Source organism: Flavobacterium jejuense, from assembly GCF_006491595.2.
Taxonomy (GTDB): Bacteria; Bacteroidota; Bacteroidia; order Flavobacteriales; family Flavobacteriaceae; genus Flavobacterium; species Flavobacterium jejuense.
Genome location: NZ_VEVQ02000006.1, coordinates 97428 through 114388 on the forward strand (window position 1 = coordinate 97428; position 16961 = coordinate 114388).

At 27.9% G+C, this 16961-nt stretch carries 20 protein-coding genes; 12 read left to right on the forward strand and 8 right to left on the reverse strand.

All coding sequences use genetic code 11. The annotated features are described in order from the left end of the window. Positions 1-39: 39 nt before the first annotated feature. The 8 genes from FIA58_RS10545 to FIA58_RS10580 all read left to right on the forward strand — a co-directional run bounded on the left by FIA58_RS10545 (position 40) and on the right by FIA58_RS10580 (position 6748). Positions 40-798, forward strand: a complete 759-nt coding sequence (locus FIA58_RS10545; RefSeq protein ID WP_140962444.1) for a DUF4304 domain-containing protein — start codon at positions 40-42, stop codon at positions 796-798. A gap of 226 nt (positions 799-1024) precedes the next feature. Next, positions 1025-1426, forward strand: coding sequence for a DUF1398 domain-containing protein (locus tag FIA58_RS10550; protein ID WP_140962445.1), 402 nt, complete (start codon positions 1025-1027; stop codon positions 1424-1426). A gap of 113 nt (positions 1427-1539) precedes the next feature. Next, positions 1540-2148: a DUF6896 domain-containing protein gene (locus tag FIA58_RS10555; protein WP_140962446.1), complete on the forward strand. Its 609-nt coding sequence runs from the start codon at positions 1540-1542 to the stop codon at positions 2146-2148. A gap of 359 nt (positions 2149-2507) precedes the next feature. Then, the gene (locus FIA58_RS10560; protein ID WP_140962447.1) at positions 2508-3071 is read left to right on the forward strand and encodes a hypothetical protein; all 564 of its coding nucleotides are present in this window, start codon (positions 2508-2510) and stop codon (positions 3069-3071) included. A 373-nt stretch (positions 3072-3444) separates the two neighbouring features. After that, the gene (locus FIA58_RS10565; protein ID WP_165928899.1) at positions 3445-4083 is read left to right on the forward strand and encodes a suppressor of fused domain protein; all 639 of its coding nucleotides are present in this window, start codon (positions 3445-3447) and stop codon (positions 4081-4083) included. Between the two features lie 258 nt (positions 4084-4341). Continuing rightward, positions 4342-5094 (forward strand): hypothetical protein, encoded by a 753-nt coding sequence (locus tag FIA58_RS10570; RefSeq protein WP_140962449.1) that lies wholly within the window; start codon positions 4342-4344, stop codon positions 5092-5094. 240 nt (positions 5095-5334) lie between these two features. Continuing rightward, positions 5335-6015 (forward strand): hypothetical protein, encoded by a 681-nt coding sequence (locus tag FIA58_RS10575; RefSeq protein ID WP_140962450.1) that lies wholly within the window; start codon positions 5335-5337, stop codon positions 6013-6015. A gap of 304 nt (positions 6016-6319) precedes the next feature. Beyond that, positions 6320-6748 carry a hypothetical protein gene (locus FIA58_RS10580; protein ID WP_140962451.1) on the forward strand — a complete coding sequence of 143 codons (429 nt, stop codon included), beginning with the start codon at positions 6320-6322 and terminating at the stop codon, positions 6746-6748. Between the two features lie 296 nt (positions 6749-7044). Here FIA58_RS10580 and gwsS read toward each other — a convergent pair whose 3' ends face one another. The 6 genes from gwsS to FIA58_RS10610 all read right to left on the reverse strand — a co-directional run bounded on the left by gwsS (position 7045) and on the right by FIA58_RS10610 (position 10595). Then, the gene (gene gwsS / locus FIA58_RS10585) at positions 7045-8136 is read right to left on the reverse strand and encodes a grasp-with-spasm system SPASM domain peptide maturase (protein ID WP_140962452.1); all 1092 of its coding nucleotides are present in this window, start codon (positions 8134-8136) and stop codon (positions 7045-7047) included. Continuing rightward, a complete protein-coding gene (locus FIA58_RS10590) occupies positions 8129-8362 on the reverse strand; it encodes a hypothetical protein (protein WP_140962453.1) in 234 nt (77 codons plus the stop codon). The genes gwsS and FIA58_RS10590 overlap by 8 nt, the downstream gene beginning before the upstream one ends. Then, positions 8352-9089 carry an ATP-grasp domain-containing protein gene (locus FIA58_RS10595; RefSeq protein ID WP_140962454.1) on the reverse strand — a complete coding sequence of 246 codons (738 nt, stop codon included), beginning with the start codon at positions 9087-9089 and terminating at the stop codon, positions 8352-8354. Before FIA58_RS10595 ends, FIA58_RS10590 begins: the two co-directional genes overlap by 11 nt. Further along, positions 9046-9348 (reverse strand): hypothetical protein, encoded by a 303-nt coding sequence (locus tag FIA58_RS10600; protein WP_165928900.1) that lies wholly within the window; start codon positions 9346-9348, stop codon positions 9046-9048. Before FIA58_RS10600 ends, FIA58_RS10595 begins: the two co-directional genes overlap by 44 nt. Beyond that, positions 9308-10315: a hypothetical protein gene (locus FIA58_RS10605; protein ID WP_140962456.1), complete on the reverse strand. Its 1008-nt coding sequence runs from the start codon at positions 10313-10315 to the stop codon at positions 9308-9310. The genes FIA58_RS10600 and FIA58_RS10605 overlap by 41 nt, the downstream gene beginning before the upstream one ends. Positions 10316-10397: 82 nt before the next feature. After that, positions 10398-10595, reverse strand: a complete 198-nt coding sequence (locus FIA58_RS10610; RefSeq protein ID WP_140962457.1) for a hypothetical protein — start codon at positions 10593-10595, stop codon at positions 10398-10400. Between the two features lie 925 nt (positions 10596-11520). On the opposite strand from FIA58_RS10610, the gene FIA58_RS21650 reads away from it, so the two are divergent. Both FIA58_RS21650 and FIA58_RS10615 read left to right on the forward strand, forming a co-directional pair. Then, on the forward strand, positions 11521-11643 hold the full coding sequence (locus tag FIA58_RS21650; RefSeq protein ID WP_262887678.1) for a hypothetical protein: 123 nt from the start codon (positions 11521-11523) through the stop codon (positions 11641-11643). A 311-nt stretch (positions 11644-11954) separates the two neighbouring features. Further along, complete coding sequence (locus FIA58_RS10615; protein ID WP_140962458.1) at positions 11955-12179, forward strand: hypothetical protein; 225 nt, start codon at positions 11955-11957, stop codon at positions 12177-12179. Between the two features lie 418 nt (positions 12180-12597). Here FIA58_RS10615 and FIA58_RS10625 read toward each other — a convergent pair whose 3' ends face one another. Both FIA58_RS10625 and FIA58_RS10630 read right to left on the reverse strand, forming a co-directional pair. Continuing rightward, positions 12598-13305 (reverse strand): LytR/AlgR family response regulator transcription factor, encoded by a 708-nt coding sequence (locus FIA58_RS10625; RefSeq protein WP_140962459.1) that lies wholly within the window; start codon positions 13303-13305, stop codon positions 12598-12600. Then, a complete protein-coding gene (locus tag FIA58_RS10630; RefSeq protein WP_140962460.1) occupies positions 13302-14426 on the reverse strand; it encodes a sensor histidine kinase in 1125 nt (374 codons plus the stop codon). Before FIA58_RS10630 ends, FIA58_RS10625 begins: the two co-directional genes overlap by 4 nt. Before the next feature lie 207 nt (positions 14427-14633). On the opposite strand from FIA58_RS10630, the gene FIA58_RS10635 reads away from it, so the two are divergent. Together FIA58_RS10635 and FIA58_RS10640 are read left to right on the forward strand one after the other, a co-directional pair. Beyond that, the gene (locus tag FIA58_RS10635; protein ID WP_140962461.1) at positions 14634-15878 is read left to right on the forward strand and encodes a S41 family peptidase; all 1245 of its coding nucleotides are present in this window, start codon (positions 14634-14636) and stop codon (positions 15876-15878) included. A 1-nt stretch (position 15879) separates the two neighbouring features. After that, positions 15880-16926: a WD40 repeat domain-containing protein gene (locus FIA58_RS10640; protein WP_140962462.1), complete on the forward strand. Its 1047-nt coding sequence runs from the start codon at positions 15880-15882 to the stop codon at positions 16924-16926. Positions 16927-16961 lie beyond the last annotated feature (35 nt).

The following is a 16961-nucleotide window of genomic DNA, read 5'->3' on the forward strand; positions in this document are numbered from 1 at the left end:
ACTTTCCTTATACATAAACGTTATGGGGCATAATAAGGAATGACAGACAGAGACTTTAAAATAGAATTTGAAACTTTAGTAAAGGAAGTAGTCGCACCTATTTTCCAAGGACTTGACTTTAAGAAAAACGGAAATAATTTTTACAGAGAAATAAACGGTATCGGACAAGCTTTCAATGTTCAGCAAAGCCAGTGGAACTCTAAAGACGACAAGACTTTTGTTTTTAATCTTGGCCTTATTGACAAAGAAACATATTCTGAAATCTACAAAAAAGAACTTCCAAAGTTTCCGAAAGAATACGACTGTGAAATCAGGTTACGACTTGGACACTTAATGAACAAAGGCGACAAATGGTATGACTTGAACCAACGAACTGACTTTTCTAAACTCAAAGAACAAATTTATAAAGACCTTAAAACTTTTGCAGTTCCTTTTTATGAAAAGTATTCAGACCCTAAGAAGTGGCTTGAATTTTTTGAATGGAAGTTTGAACCGCTTACAAGTCCCATAGGAAAGTTTTTAATTTTAGAACGATATGGACAACGTGACAAAGCGGAAATATTTTGGAATAAACTATATAATAAAGCATTGACACCAAAGCCAAACGTAAGCGAGATTCATACCAAGAATGGCGAAATAATTAGAACAGAATCTGAGCCGACTGTAAATAAAGAATGGCTTGGTAGACTTGAGGACTTTGCAAAAAGGAAAAACGTAGAGCTGAAAATTACGCTCCATAACAGCACCTTGCCAAAAGCGGGGCAGTCGTGGTTAAAGAAACTTTTCGGATCCGAATAAAAATTAGTGGTAGCTTGACAGGTTGGTGCTCCGAAAGCCCCGCCTTCGGCAAGCTGCTCACCGTCAAACTGTCTAAAAACTTAATTCAAGTCGCTGAGAATTGCATATTTGAGTTTTTTTATAGACGTGGGTACAAATAGAAAAAATATAAACGGAGGTTATTAGACAAACTGCCGTTAGTGGCAAGTGTGAAAATCGCAATTTGAAATAAAAGAGATTATTAAATATGTTTACAATAGAACAAATACACCAAGCATTTGGAAAAGTTAAAAGTGGAGCGGACTTTCCACAATTTATCCAAGATTTGAAAGTAGTTGGAGTAACTCAATATGACAACTTTGTATCAGACGGAAGAACAAAATATTATGGAATAAATGACTTTTCTCTTGACGGAGAATCAAAATATCCGAAAATGGATGTAAATAACAAAAGTTCGTCAGATAAACTGAAACAAGCAATTACAATCCATCAACAAGGACAAACGGACTATCCAACGTTTTGTCAACAAGCGGCAGACGCAGGAGTTGAAAAATGGACTACTCATATGATTGAAATGACAGTTACTTATCTCGACAAAGAGAGAAATAAATTGGCAGTAGAACCAATTCCCGATAGCGAAGATTTGTAATCCGTGCCCGCAAACAATCTCAAAAGAATAAAAAGACTTAGGAAAGTATATTCCTTTTGTAAATCTCACATTTTTAGGCAATATTTATACAAAATTACTTACCAAGAAATAAATTGAACAATTCAAGTAAAAAGTTATTAACACCTGAGGAAGTTGAAACGAATCAAATTTTCTTTGAAAAATGTGCTTTAGAACATCGGGAACTTGCAACAAAATTAATCCTAGAATTAGTTGATTTTTTGAAGATTGATATTACAAATGAATTACCTTATTTAGCATTTGTCAAATATTGGCAAAAAAACGGACAAAGTGGAAAAATGCGTGCTTGGAAGTTCTTTTTCCATGGTTTTCATTGTTGCTTTGAAAATGTTGAAACAGATCAATATATAGAAGTTCCAATTGTATTTGGATTAGAGTTTGGGGATTTAGATCCCTATTTCTTCACACAGTATATAAAATCAAGTTCTGCATATTCACCACTTCCAGTAGAAATAAATAACTTCTACGAAGACGGTGTAACAATAATTGAGAAAATGCTTTCACTTGGAAAGTATGAGAAAATTAATTCAAACTGGCCAAATCATTATGGAATTGTAGTAAAAAATAGGCCTGACAAAGTTGAAGTGATTCTATTTACAGATCCATTAGAAAAACTAGAAAAAAAACTAGAAGTTGAAAAAAAAGCAAAGTTTAATCTTTGGAAGTTTTTGAAACTAAAATAAAAAAAAACCGATAGAGCGGATTTGTAATCCGTGCCCACAAACGTAGTCAAAAATCAACCACTTTAATGAATTTTTTTTAATGAAACATAAGAAGATTAAAAACGGAGAAACTTATTTATAAATGCAACGATTTTTTTAATTCTCTTATTACAGATTTACGATTTTAAGAATTAAATTTGTTTTGCATTATATAATGAGCACGGATTGCAAATTCTCGCTATTTGATTAGTAGCAATGCCTGCTTTAGTTTATTTTTTAATCGGCAGTAATTATCTGAAAATAATTACTATTTTAGTGAACTAATAGCTAAAGGCACTGCTCTATCCACCACCTACCGTTGCCAGTAATTTGAGAAACCTATGAGAAACCGAATAATAATTTCAATTTTATTTTTGAGTTTAAGTTGCAAAAGTCAATCTGAAACTGAAAATAATAATTTGGTTTTCCCTGAAAACATAGTTCTATCCGGCACTTTCTCTGAGCAAATTAAAGAACAGAAAAACGAGTTTTATAGAATATTTAGAAAAGATACAACGAGAATTAAAAGTTATTCTACCGAATTTATTTTAGACAAAATTGATAACAGCAAAGAGTATCAATATATTTTTGAATCTGAATATTGGCTTGCTTTTAATTACAAAAAAATGATTCCCGAATTAATAAAGCGGATAACAAATAATAGAGAAATCGGATTAATAAACACAGCGGATTTAATTATTTGGGAACGAATTGAAAGTGGAGATTTGAAATTTTATGGTCACGGTGGAGTTGCTTTTGATGATTTATTTAAGATTTCTGGAAGAGCAAATCATTTATTGAAAAACATCACTGGAGAAGATTTCGGAAATGTAATGATGAATACATCTCAAAAAGAACTGACTGAATTACAAAATAAGTGGATTGAATGGTTAAGTAAAATATAAAAACACCCGATAGCGCGGATTTGTAATCCGTGCTCACAAACAAAGTCAAAAATAAAAGCACTCCAATGAGTGTTTTTTAATTGTTTATAATGAACAACAAAGGCATCAGGAAATGAGAAGTTTTATTTATAGATACAAGGATTTTTTTGTTTCTCTAGTAAATGATTTATTATTTTAATAATTAAATTTGTTTTGATTTATATAATGAGCACGGATTGCAAATCCGCGCTATCGGATTTGTATGATTTTGTCATATATAAATAAGTTGCCAGTAATATTGAAAAACCGTATTCGAATGAAAATTATCAACTGTAAAACAATATTTCTGATTTTAATTTCAACTTTCGCTAATTCCCAAAATATCGAAAAAAAAATGAATAAAAATGTCCCAAATAGTGTTGATATAATTGATAATCATTTAGACCAATTTTTTGATAAAGATGCCGACATCAAAGTGTTTGACGAAATAGAATCTGAAACAATTCATCGAGATATTTACTTCATAAAAGCTACAGACGACAGACCATATCATATATTATTGAGTTGTGGAATGAGTGCTTTACCGATGACAATTCCAGAAGATATTGAATCATCAGAATATGTTGAGATTATGATTTTACTTCCAAAAGAGTGGAACTTGGAATATGAATCTTTCAGCGATGAAAAAAATTATTGGCCAATTAGAATTATGAAAGAAATAATGATGTCGCCTCACGAGAATAATACTTGGTTTGGATATGGACACACTTTCGGACACGAAGAAGGCGAGGAATTTGCAGAAGGAATTGGATTTAATTCAATTATGTTGGCCTATTCAATGGAATTGTCCGACGATTTTACTCAAATAGAATTAGAAAATGAAAAAAAGGTTGACATTTACACGCTAATTCCACTATACAAAGAAGAACTAGAATTTAAGAAAGAGAATGGGGCGAGTGCCTTACTTGAACGCTTCGATAAATTTGGAATAGAGGAAATTGTAAAAATCGGAAGAAAGAATGTGTGTAAATAAAAAAAATACTACTGGCAACAGCGGGTAATTCTTACTAAAAAACCCGCTACGCAAGCATCTTGCTCGTGCCCACAAACAAAATCAAAACTGTCTCTTTCTAAAATAAGTTTACTTATTTATTCATAATCCTATTGGAGTTTTTATGCTTCTTTTGTAAATCAATTATTTTTATGTAATCTTTACAAGTAGAAATGGGTAGGAGGAAGATGCTTGCGATAGCGGTGACTTGTAAACTTATTTATATAAAAATTAAAAATCATGAAATACCTGTTTTTTGTCATAATTGTAAGCTTTTTATTTCAGTCATCGAATAGAATAAACGACATGGTTTCAAATAAACTTCCAACCTATGAAGAAGCTATGAAGTTTAAGTTTGGTAGTAAAACAGAATACGAAGTTTATGAGAAAAAAGGGAAAGGTTATTATAGAAGTTTTAATCATAAAATGACTAAAGGACCTAAAATAAAATTAAAGATTGCTATTAATACTGACAATTATAGAGACTTTCCAGGAAGACAACAAAATGTTAAATTAGAAAATGGATATCTAGCAGGTTTTGATGGAGGAGAATTTGGAGGGTCACTTTATTGGTTTGGTAATAATGGAATTGATAATTACAAAATTTGTAATGGAAGAATAAAAGACATTATTTTAAATGAGGATACCATTTTTGTAATGGAAGGTTTGTCTCATTTAGGTTCAAATAATGGAAAAATATTAGAGTTGGAATTAAATAATGGGAAATGGGTTTCAAAAGAATTTTTGAATTTAAAACAAGTTCCTTATGCTGCAAAATTAAATTCAAAAAATGAACTAATAGTGTTGACTTCAAAACAATTATTAAAAATAGGACTCGATAAAAAAATGACAGAGTTAATTTCTGATGGTTTTTGGTCTAGTCTTTATCCAAATTCGAGTATCATACTAAATGATGTTGTTTTTTTTGGAATGAGAAATGGACTATTAAAAATGGATTTAAACACTGATAAAGCGGAATGGTTAACTGAATAAAATTTCATCCCCGCTACGCAAGCATCTTGCTCGTGCTCACAAACAAAGTCAAAACTGTCTCTTCCTAAAATAAGTTTACCTATTACTACTTAATCCTAATATAGATTTACAACTCATTCTTATTTGCATATCCTTTTGTAATAAAAAATTATGATTATTTTGTGATTTTAGGTGCGAATATTTTTTCTTTTTGGCTTGATTGTTGTTTTTCCTGAACTATAACGTTAAATATTTAAACAAATGAGTAAAGGAATCAACTTAAGAATGGAAGAGTACGTGCCAGCAGGTACTTTTTTAAAAGCAAGTTTTGTACGCGATAGAGTAGAACTTGCTACGCGTTTTAGTGAATTTTCAACTGAGTATTTGAATGCTTTTGAACTACAGTTGACTAAAGTTTCTGATTTAGAACAAACCTTAGTTTTAACAGAAGAGCAAAAAGGTATTACAGCCAGTTTGTATCGTGCCTCGGATGCTTTGAACAAAGAGTTGAATTTCTTGTCTTTTTATTTTGAACGTGCGACTTTAGATCCAACAATTATTTCGGCAGTAAAAAGAGATTTAAATGTAAAAAATATTGAAGGAGCCATCTTAAAAATGAAAGGCATAATTCAATATGTGATAAGTAAAAAAGCCTTGTTAGAAGAAAAAGGAATGAGTGCTACTTTTCCAGATGAGCTGAACGCAGTACAAGCAGATTTGAAATTGAAAAATGAATTACAAAATGAGGTGATGAATGATAAAAAGCAATTGCATAAGGATAACAAAGAGGAGTATGATGCGCTTTATACTTTTATAAGTGTAATTGCCAAAGCGGGTAAAATCATGTATAATGGTTTGAGTAAAAAAGATGAGTACACTGTTACCAAAATAACTTCTAGAATGCGAAGAAGTAAAGGGAATAGAACAAAAGATAAGGAATAGAATTAAAGAAGAGGGCTTTTAAAGCCCTTTTTAAATGATGGTGTTTTTTTATTGTTTTGTAAAGTATTATTGGAAAGGTTGCTCTAAAAAATAAATTTCTACTGTACTATTTAAATTAAAGATTCTTTCTATTTTAGTGTAAAGTCACCTATCTGAAGCTTCGGACTCGTTTTTTGTGGTTACGGTATTAAAAATAAAGTTGTTTTAGTTATTTTTAGTATACTTGTTTTTGAATTAGATTGCTTTCTAAAGGTTATAATTAATTGGAAAACAGGTGATTTTACATTTTAAAAAATACAAATCAATGAATAAGTTATTCTTATTATTAGTGTTTTTAATGATTTCTTTAAGTGGATTTTGCGATACGCTTGACTATTGGCATGTATATGTCAATCATAAACTTATTGCAAAATTTAATGAAGGTTCACAGGACTTGATAATTAAGATTAAAAAATCGAAAATTAAAAGTACTGATAGCATCATTGTGAGATATGGAACGGACCATCCTTGCTCAGATTGTTATTATGCATTGGTTGTTTCTGCCGACTTTAAACGTAAAGAACCAGGAGCAATAACAAAAGGAAATTTTGGCAAATTAACTATTGCATTAAAAGAATTAATAGACATTCAAAAGACTGATGGGACTACTAGATTTTACTTTAACTATTGTGAAAGGAGAAAGGCTGTTTGTAATAAAAATGGAAGGTTATTGTTTATACTTTCAATAATATGAAATGTGATTATCAATGTGTAACTCTTATATGTCTCGTCCTAATAAGTTTACCTATTTATCCTTAATCCTACTATAGCTTTACAACTCATTTTGTAAAGCTATAGTTTTATATTTACAAATAGAAACGGTATCTCGTCCTAAAATAAGTTTACATAAACTAATAACTACTTTCCCATTTATCTTTGTAAATCAAACATTAATTGAGATTTTGTGGTTAGGTGTTATTTTTTTGATTAGTAAATAAGATATTGCTAGAGCTATTCCAGTGAGGGAAACTAAAATAAACTTTTTCAGAATTATTTTTTAACCAAATCCTGCATAACATAGTGTTTTATAGCTTTTTGTTTTAGTGGATTTACGCTCCATTCTTCCCATTTATTTGTATAAGGATTGTACCCGCATTTTAAAGGTTTAGAATATTGATTTTCAGGTTCTTCAATGTAAGCGCGACAATCTGTGCAAATGTGTCTAAACTCACAATCTTTACAAACTTCAATTTGGTCTTTCGTAATGTTCCAATACTTTTTAAATTCTTTATGATTTAAAGCTACCTCTAATGTTGTGTCTTTTATATTACCAAAGCTTTGAGACATAGATGGGCAATTTTTAATATTACCGTTTTTATCTATAGAAAGTTTACGATTTAAACAAGTATTGTGATTTTGTGATTCTGTAAAAGATTCAATTAAAACATTAAAATAATTATGATGTACAATGCCACAATGAGACTCGTCATTTATTTCTTGTTTTACAGCTACAATTATTCCGAAACCAAAATTTTCTTCTTGAACTATTTGATTTTTAGAATAAGAATGTAGGGTAACACTTTTTATTTTTTTATTTTCAGAAACCCATTCTTTTAATCTCTCTAATGGAATAGTTTTGTTGTATTTGACAATTATTTCAATAGATTTAATAAAAGATTCATTAACAATTTTAATTATATCATTTAGGTAATTTAGTTCAATTCCGTCATAAAAACGAAATTGAATATGTCTACAATTTGTTGGTATAAGATATTCATCTATAATTTTTTGAAAATTATGATTTGAATTTTTATCATAATCTATGATTGCATTAGAAATAGTTGATGGATAATCAAAATCCATAGATAGGCTAGGAAATAATTTTGATTCTTTTAAATTACATTCAAAAATAAATTCATTTTCAATAAGTAAATCCATATATTCGTTAAGGATATGAATACTATCTTCAGTAATTTGTTTTTTTATTTTTTCTAAATCTATTAAGTTTTTGTCATCAAAGAAATCTATTAAACTTAAAGGAATTAATTGAAATTTGTTGCGTTGTAAATCACAAATTGTAGCTCTACTGGCTCCTTTTACTATAATACAATTAGCAAAAAGTTTAAAATACGTTTTATTCATTTAGCTTTGAAAAATCTATTATCTTAGAAATTGGTTTGTAAAAATATGTCGACTTATATGATTTAGTATTGAAATGACCATAATTTAAATCTTTTTCAATTTTCTCATGATTTAAGTTTTTTTCATAAATTTCCATTTCCCATAGTTGAGCAATAAAAGGAAATTTATCCGAGTCTTTTTTTAAAATTTCACTGATCTTTTTTTTTAATATCTCATTATTCTCCATTTGTAAGTGTTTCTGCTATTAATCTTTCAATATTATGATTACAATTTCTACTTAACCATTGAAATTGTCCTATAGGATTAACTTCTAAAAAAACATATTCATCATTTACAGAATATATTAAATCAAAAGACCCACAATTCAAACCTAACAACTTCATTAATTTTATTAATTTTTTTTCAATACTTTTTGGCAACAAAAAAGGAACTATTCTATTAGGTCTTTCTCGGTCATAGTTTCTGTAATCAATTTTAGTTTTTTCATTTTGTTGACTGAAAATTGCCATTGATTTAAAAGTTTCATTTAAATAGAAACTTCTAATTTCAAATTTTTTTTCTGTATATTTTTGAAATAAGGAAGCTTGGAATCTATCAGAAGTATACTTTTTTAAAATATTTGAAGTAATAAGTTTACTTGAAGTAAAAAAATGTAAATCTTTACCATTAACAATATGTTTTGAAAAAGGATTCTCAATAGGTTTTGTAATAACTATTTTATGAACGGTTACGAATTTTTTTAAATCAGCAAGACTTGTCGTTATTAATGTTTCAGGGAATTTCAAATTAATTAATTTGCAAAGCTCTAATTGATGTAATTTACCAATATTATTATCACTAAATTTATTAATTTGTGGTTTGTTTAATTTTAAATTTAAGAAATCAACAATAGGTTTAGAGTTGTTTTCATCAATGCTTTCTGATATAAAAGAATTGGTGTTTGGTATATTCAAAAACACCTCTTCTGTACCAAAAACTATCAGTAGAATTGAAACACTTATCATTTAATTTCAAGTTAAATTTTGTATTTGATAATTCAATTTTAACTTCATTAATTTCATAGAAATCAAATATCTGCTCAATTAAAATTTTAGGCTTTAAATATTTAATCCATTGAATTACTTCATCGGTACTTCTATCATTACTTTCAGATTGTATTACAATTTTTTTATCATCTACAGCCCCAAAATCCCCAGAAAAATTTAAACCCATACTCTTTTTCAAATGTTTTTTTTAAATCATCTATTTCTAAACTATTCATAAATAGTTCTTTTCTCTTTTTATTAATTTTATCACTAATAGTAGAATACTTATCATAGTTAACATAAAGATTATTTTTAAATGGAATAGTTGGTTTTTCGCAAGAATATGAACGATATAAATTATCATATATAAGTGCTACATCTCTTGGGTGAATATTCCCATTTTTAATCTCGCTTAACCAAATATTATCTAAATTGTTATAACTACAAAAATTATGAATTAATAATAAATAAATCATTTTTTGTGATAGTAGTTCATCTCCACAAACAAAATATTTTTTTAAAAAATCATAATCTTCTATTCTTTTATAAAAATCTTTTAATTTAGATTTTGAATCTTTATAAACTGTTGAATCAGCAATGCCTAATAATTTATCACCAGGAAAACCTCTTTTTCTTATCGTTTTTTCAATTTTAGAAAAAGCAATTTTTCTCTTTCTTTCATACTCTTTTCTTTCATACAAACTTTTATCAATTTGATCCTGAACTCCATACTCATAAATAATATTTAAATAATCTAGATCAATCGTTTTTAAATAGATTTTTCTTTTATTTAGATATTCTTCATTTAAAAAACTGTCGTCAGAGATTTTTTTTATTTCTTTATCAAAGAGTTTAATTAATTTAAGATGCTCTATTTTTAATCCATGTTCAAATCCTTTAATCAAATATTTTTTGTAATCTTTTTTTGTAAAATAAGCTATTTGAGCAGCGTTAACAGCGTCTTTAACAAAAATAAAATCAAACTCATTAAAACATTTGTCATAATAAAATAAAGAAGAATCTTTATTTTTACTTACTAAAAAACAATATTCAGCTTTATTAATTAATTTGTGATATTCAAAATAATTATTATTCTTTTGAGAATAAGAAAACAAAAAATTACTTATTATTATTATTATTATTATTTTCTGCATAAATCATTATATAGTTTTGTAGATAAATTGATAAAATCCTTTATTTTTAAAGGATTTTATCAATAAAGACCAAAAAAATTGATTAAGATGGATTTACAGTTAATTTTCTTGGTGTTTGAGAAGTATGTTTATAATCAACTTCACCTAAGTGACCTTCAACAGTAAAATGCGGTGTATGAGGATTATTATCTCCTCCAGTTTCCATATCTAGAACATCGGAGCCTTCATATCTAGCATTTCTATATGAAGTATCTTGTGGAACACCTCCTACAATTTTCATAGCATCTTGAATTTCATTTTGTTTAAAAGATTCAAACTTGTTTTTTTTTTAACTTTCTAGTTTCATAATTTGTAAATTAAATTGTTACTAATGTATTATTTGAACGAACTCTACGTGCACTTAAAATTACAAACAAATAATTTTTTTCTTTATTGTGTAAATAGCTTAATTATTTTTATGTAAAACAAAGCTAAATGGTTAAAAAAAAATTAAAAAAATAAGATTTACAAAGAACGCTAATGAAAGTGGTTGTCCCGTAAAGTACGGCATTTCGGACTTTGCTCAGTGATGGTTTTAATTGAAGCATTTAATAAGTTTACATAATCTAATTTGTAAATCAAACATTAATTGAGATTTTGTGGTTAGGTGTTATTTTTTTTGATTAGTAAATAAGATATTGCTAGAGTTATTCCAGCGAGGAACAAATAAAAGGCTAAATCATATTCTTTCTTAAAGTAAAAAAAGATACTGAATCCTAAAAAAAATATTGAATACGGAGCAACTTTTTTTATTCTGTTTGTAATTATTTTTTTCATATGTGATTTATTTATTCTCGCTAACGGGAGTTTCTTGCCATAAATCTCCAAAATCTTAAATTTAGTAATTTTACAAGTTTCTCGTCCTAATAAGTTTACCTATTTATACTTAATGCTACTATAGGTTTATAAGTCATTTTGTAAAGCTATAGTTTTTTGTACTATTACAAATAGAAACGGTCACTAGTAAGAGGTTCGCAATAGCTTTGCAACTATTATTCGATTTTCTCTATCCTAAAGTATAACCCCCAAAATAAAGGAGAGAATCACCCTATCAATAAAGGTTATATAACTGCGACTCAAAAACTAAGTTTCCCTTAATTTTACTTCATAGTAAACAGGGAAACCGAAAACTGAATAGAGTAGGTATATTTTATAATGTAAACACTATGGCAGATAGAAAACCTAGAAAATGGCACGGACGTAGATTCTTTGGAAGAGGATACAACGAAAAAGGAAAATGTAGATTTTTTGTAGCATGGATTGGTTTTGGAAATCCAAATTGCAATTAATTTGATACAACAATGTTTCAATTAATTATTTGTTCTCAACTAATTTAGTAAGAAAACCAGTTCTTAGAAACGTGTAACTAAAAGCAGTTGTTCTGCAAAGTCAGAAGGGTATGATGACTTTTAAAAATAGTGATTACTAGAGGTGTTAACATTTTTGATAGTAAAAGTTCCTATTGTGTTAAATGTCATAAAGTTAATGATAATATTGATTTAATTTTATTATTTTTAGTACTGTAAAATCCCTGTACAGGAGCAGTCTGAATCTCAACAGACTTTACTATTTTGAGAATAATAATAAAAAAATAAATATCATGTTAAAAAAAATTTCTGAGTTATCGGGAGTAAAAATCCTAGATAAAAATAAACAAATAAATATAGTAGGGGGTGATCCCATTTTTCAAGTTCAACATTGCGCTTATAATAATTATAGTGCACTTATTGAAGGGTGTGCAGTGCAACCGCCTGATAATTCTACTCAGCAGCCCACTTGTATTTATATTTGTGAGAACGGACGTTGGGTAAAGCATCCTTATTAATATAAATGAAGTAAGACTTATGAATACAAAATGGTAATGATAAGTCTTTTTATAGTTAAAAAGTATTTTAATTTGCTAATTAATTTAGTTGTATGTTACTCTAATAGTAGTATGTCTTCTAAAGTTTGAAAAAGGAATACATTTAACTTTATAAAATAGATGTTCAAAATATCTGTTTTTTAATTATAATTAAAAAGCAATAATCAAAACTATTTTGGTTATTGCTTTTTTTGTTTCTAAATTTATAATTCAATATTATTAAAATAGGGTACATTTAATATTTATTAGGACTCAAAAAAGGATTACACAAAGTAGGTCTTGAAAGGGAAATTGTTTAGATAATACCATTATTGAAAACTTCTTTGGAGTATTAAAATCTAAACTATTTTATCTAAAAAACAAATCTATAGAACATTTATTATAAGAGTAGTTTGTTTACGTTTCCTTTGTAGGTTTGTCCAATTGGTATTTTATGATTTTGAATACTAATTCGATTGCCTTCAATATGATTGATTTCATTTTTGGCAACGATAAACGATTTATGTGTTCTAATAAATTGTGATTCTGGAAGAAGTTTTTCAAAAGAAGAGATTTTTTCATGACTAATAATAATCTCATTTTTTAAATAGACTTTGGTATAATGACCGTAAGCTTCAATAAATAAAAGATCTTTAAAATGAACTTGAGAATGTTTTTTATCTCCTTTAAGAAAAAAACTCGAAGCTACTAATTCTGTTTCAGATTTTGTTAGTACCAATGAATTACCTTTTTCTTTTATAGGAAGAATTGTTTTGTTAATAGCTTTTACAAAGCGTTCAAAATTAAAAGGTTTTAATAAATAATCAGAAATGTTAAGTTCATAACCTTCTAAAGCAAACTCTTGGTATGCAGTAGTTACAATTATTTTTGGTGGATTTGAGATTGTCTTTAAAAAATCAAAACCAGATAATTTAGGCATGTTTATATCTAAAAACAATAAATTAATCTCATTTTCATTTAAAAACTGCATAGCTTCAAAGGCATTGTAACAGTTTCCTTTTTTTTCTAAATAAGGTAAATGAGCACAATATTTTTCAATAATGCGATGTGCAATTGGTTCATCATCAACAATTAAATAATGTATCATATAGTATCTAGTTTAAGAGCTAATTTAAATACAGAATCGTGACTTTCAATAGTAAGTTGATGCTTTTTTGGATATACTAATTGTAATCGTTGTTTTAAATTATCTAATCCAATTCCTGATTTTTTTTCTGTATTTGGTTTTTCAAAATTATTTTCTATCTCAAAAAAAACGTTTCTATTATCGGTATAAATTTTAATATGAATATATGCATTTTCTGTTAATTTTTCAACTCCATGTTTAAATGCATTTTCAACTGCAATAATATATAATAGTGGTGCAATTTGATAATTTAAGACATTAGAATGCGTAAATTGAATATTTACTTTTTTTTGATATCTAATTTTATGCAATTCAATATAATTATTTAAATATTCAATTTCATCTTTTAATGGAACTAAATCTTTTTTTCCCATATGAATGGTATAACGCATCATGTCTGATAATTTTAAAACAACATTTGGAGCATCGTCAGATTTCTCTACTGTTAATCCATATAAATTATTTAAAGTATTGAAAAAGAAGTGTGGGTTTATTTGGCTTTTTAAAAGAGCTAATTCTGCTTTTGTTTTTTGAGACTCTAATGTTTTTAACCATTTCCATTGCTGAAAAAGCCAACCAAAAAGAAGGATAAGAAATGGAGTTGTCAAAATAATCTTGATTTCTTTTTCTTGTTGTAAATAGAGATTTATATTACCAATATAAATCCTTATGTAGATGAAATATCCTAAACTAAAGGTGTAAAACACAAGAATAAATAGAACATGTTTTTTAAAAAATTTTGGAGCAATACTTGAAAAAAAAAGCAAACCAATGCTAATGATTCCAATGATAGTAATTGGGTTGTCAATTACCTTAGAATTGGCATCATTAATTATTACAAGAATAAAAAGGATTATAAGGACTAAATGTCTGATTGTTTTTGTTTTATACTTCTTTAAAAAAGAAAAGAAATGTATGGGCAATGAGAATAGTAACCAATAAAACATAAAACTTAATGTATTAGACAAGTATTCTGAATTATCAATATGTATTAAATCAAAATAGGTTAATACTAGAACTACTATTCTAAAGAGTAGTAATCCATATATAAAAGCTTTATATTTTTTTAAGAATGTAATCATAGTACAAAGCTACTACTATTAGTGTTATTCTTAGAATGATTTGCGTCAACTTACTAATAAATGACACAAACGTATGGCTTTTAGACATAACTTCAATTGATGATTAAAATAGATATCTGTGTGAGTAAAAGGAACTTGATTAAGAAATTATATTTTAAGGATTAATCCTTTAGCATAGGTTTGTATCCAATTAAAAAATCAACCGAAATGAAAAAACAAATTATGACGTTAGTATTAGTATTTTTTTTATTAGCAAGCTTAACTGCTCAAAATGAAAAAATTACTAAAGATGAAAAAGGAGAAATTGTAGCAATGATTTCTAAAAATTTATTAGAAAATTATATTGATTTAGCTGTTGCTAAAGAAATGACTTTGGCTATAACATTAAATACAAAGTCAAATAAGTATGATGCGATCACAAATCCTGATGTGTTTTCTAAAATAATTACTGAGGATTTACAAAAAATAAGTAATGATTTGCATTTAAAGTTAAATTATGAACCCCATAAAATAGCACAAAACAGTCAAGTTATGTCAGAAGAATTGAAAATCAAAAGAAAAGAATTGATGGAAATGAAAATGGCAGAAATCAACTATGGTTTTACAGAAGTTAAGGTTTTACATGGAAATATTGGCTATTTAAATTTACGTATGTTTGCGGATATTGATTATGCAAAAGAAGCAGCAACAGCAGCAATGAACTTTCTATACAATACCAATGCTATTATTATAGATTTAAGGAAAAATAGTGGAGGTGTGCCAAGTATGATGCAATTATTGTCTAGTTATTTTACAGAAGCAGCACCTATATTGTTAAGTAATTTTTATGAACGCAAAACAAATGAAACAACTCAACTAGTTGCTTTTGAAAGTGTTGATGGAAAAAGAATGAAGAATAAACCTTTATATATTTTAACAAGCAAAAACACTTTTTCGGCAGCAGAAGCTTTTACCTATACATTAAAACATTTAGATAAAGCAGTTGTTGTGGGTGAAGTTACTAAAGGAGGAGCGAATAGAACGAAAACAATAAATTTAAATAGAAACTTCTCAATATCTGTTCCATATATTAAAGCAATACATCCAGTAACCCTATCAAACTGGGAAGGTAAAGGTGTGCAGCCAGACATTGAGACCAATGAAAATGAGGCTTTTGTAGTAGCTTACATAGATGCCATTAATAAAACCGTTACTAGAAAAAGGAACCATGTATTGAATACTATTGGTTATGAATTCTTACAAAAAAAATCGATTGATGAAGCTATTATTGTATTTAAAGAAAATGCTAAATTATTTCCAGAAGAGGTCAATTCTTGGGATAGTCTGGGAGAAGCTTACTTTCATCTGCGTGATAAAGGAAATGCCTTAAAAGCATATCAAAAAGCATTAGAGTTAGATCCTAATTTAGAATCTGCAAAAAAAATGATTCAGAAATTAGAAAACTTCCAATAGAATGAGGAAAAGAACTAGTATATTATTCTTACTTCTATTAGTAATTGTATATTTTTTGTATTCACAATTATTTAAACAATCAAAGTTAGTTGAAGGCAATTATATAAAATTAAAAGAAACATTTAATCTTCATTCTGGGGATGTTTGGGAGGTAAAGTTTGCACCAAATGATACATTAATGATAAGTGGTGGTATAGACCAAAACACTAAAATTTGGAATAGATTTACGGGTGAAATCTTATATAATTTACCTCATGAAATAGGATCACCAGCAGTAGATTTTAATCCAAACGGAAAACTTGTTGCGACAGGAGCTTATGATGGTAAGGTAAGACTTTGGGATTTGAATTCTGGAAAACTTTTGAAAGTTTTGGAAGGGAATAACGATGTGGTTTGGTCTGTGGATTTTAGTCCGAAAGGCGATTTAATTGCAGCAGGAGGTGATGCTGACAAAGTAACTGTTTGGGATGTAAATACAGGGATGATTAAATATGAATTTAAAGAAGCGTCTCATAATATTTGGGAGATTGTTTTTAATCCAGCAGGGGATTGTTTAGCGGCATCAGGCAGTGATAATGCCATAAGAATTTATGATGTGAAAACGGGTAAGTTGACAAAAACAATTCTAGGCCATTCAATGGTTCCATTAGCAATGGATTTTAGTCCAAACGGAAAATTATTAGCAAGTGCAGGAGATGATAAAACCATTAAAATTTGGGATACAAGTAAATGGGAATTATTGCATACATTGGAAGGAGAAAATGAAGCCATTCACTCTGTTGTGTTTATTGGGAATGATAAAGTCTTAGCTGGAGGAACTGACAAAAAAATGGTGGGAGAGTTATTAGAATATCATTTTGATTTCACAGGCTTTACAACACCTATTATAGCAACACTTTGGGATATTAATAATGAAACAATTTTACAGACAATAACTGAACATACAGATGATATTGGTTTAGGTATGGATATAAGTTCAGATGGAAAATTTATTGCAACACCTAGTAAAGATAAGACAGTAAAGATTTGGCAAATTACAAAAGAATAGTTGCAAAAAGCAGGAGAGTAAAAGAGAACAAAAAT

Bases quoted from the DNA above. Each gene is read 5' to 3' on its own strand.
- FIA58_RS10575 (WP_140962450.1), top strand. From the start codon at position 5,335: ATGAGTAAAGGAATCAACTTAAGAATGGAAGAGTACGTGCCAGCAGGT.
- gwsS (WP_140962452.1), bottom strand. From the start codon at position 8,136: ATGAATAAAACGTATTTTAAACTTTTTGCTAATTGTATTATAGTAAAA.
- FIA58_RS10565 (WP_165928899.1), top strand. From the start codon at position 3,445: ATGAATAAAAATGTCCCAAATAGTGTTGATATAATTGATAATCATTTA.
- FIA58_RS10560 (WP_140962447.1), top strand. From the start codon at position 2,508: ATGAGAAACCGAATAATAATTTCAATTTTATTTTTGAGTTTAAGTTGC.
- FIA58_RS10600 (WP_165928900.1), bottom strand. From the start codon at position 9,348: ATGGGTTTAAATTTTTCTGGGGATTTTGGGGCTGTAGATGATAAAAAA.
- FIA58_RS21650 (WP_262887678.1), top strand. From the start codon at position 11,521: ATGGCAGATAGAAAACCTAGAAAATGGCACGGACGTAGATTCTTTGGA.
- FIA58_RS10630 (WP_140962460.1), bottom strand. From the start codon at position 14,426: ATGATTACATTCTTAAAAAAATATAAAGCTTTTATATATGGATTACTA.
- FIA58_RS10550 (WP_140962445.1), top strand. From the start codon at position 1,025: ATGTTTACAATAGAACAAATACACCAAGCATTTGGAAAAGTTAAAAGT.
- FIA58_RS10635 (WP_140962461.1), top strand. From the start codon at position 14,634: ATGAAAAAACAAATTATGACGTTAGTATTAGTATTTTTTTTATTAGCA.
- FIA58_RS10580 (WP_140962451.1), top strand. From the start codon at position 6,320: ATGAATAAGTTATTCTTATTATTAGTGTTTTTAATGATTTCTTTAAGT.
- FIA58_RS10590 (WP_140962453.1), bottom strand. From the start codon at position 8,362: ATGGAGAATAATGAGATATTAAAAAAAAAGATCAGTGAAATTTTAAAA.
- FIA58_RS10545 (WP_140962444.1), top strand. From the start codon at position 40: ATGACAGACAGAGACTTTAAAATAGAATTTGAAACTTTAGTAAAGGAA.
- FIA58_RS10625 (WP_140962459.1), bottom strand. From the start codon at position 13,305: ATGATACATTATTTAATTGTTGATGATGAACCAATTGCACATCGCATT.
- FIA58_RS10605 (WP_140962456.1), bottom strand. From the start codon at position 10,315: ATGCAGAAAATAATAATAATAATAATAATAAGTAATTTTTTGTTTTCT.
- FIA58_RS10570 (WP_140962449.1), top strand. From the start codon at position 4,342: ATGAAATACCTGTTTTTTGTCATAATTGTAAGCTTTTTATTTCAGTCA.
- FIA58_RS10610 (WP_140962457.1), bottom strand. From the start codon at position 10,595: ATGAAAATTGTAGGAGGTGTTCCACAAGATACTTCATATAGAAATGCT.
- FIA58_RS10615 (WP_140962458.1), top strand. From the start codon at position 11,955: ATGTTAAAAAAAATTTCTGAGTTATCGGGAGTAAAAATCCTAGATAAA.
- FIA58_RS10640 (WP_140962462.1), top strand. From the start codon at position 15,880: ATGAGGAAAAGAACTAGTATATTATTCTTACTTCTATTAGTAATTGTA.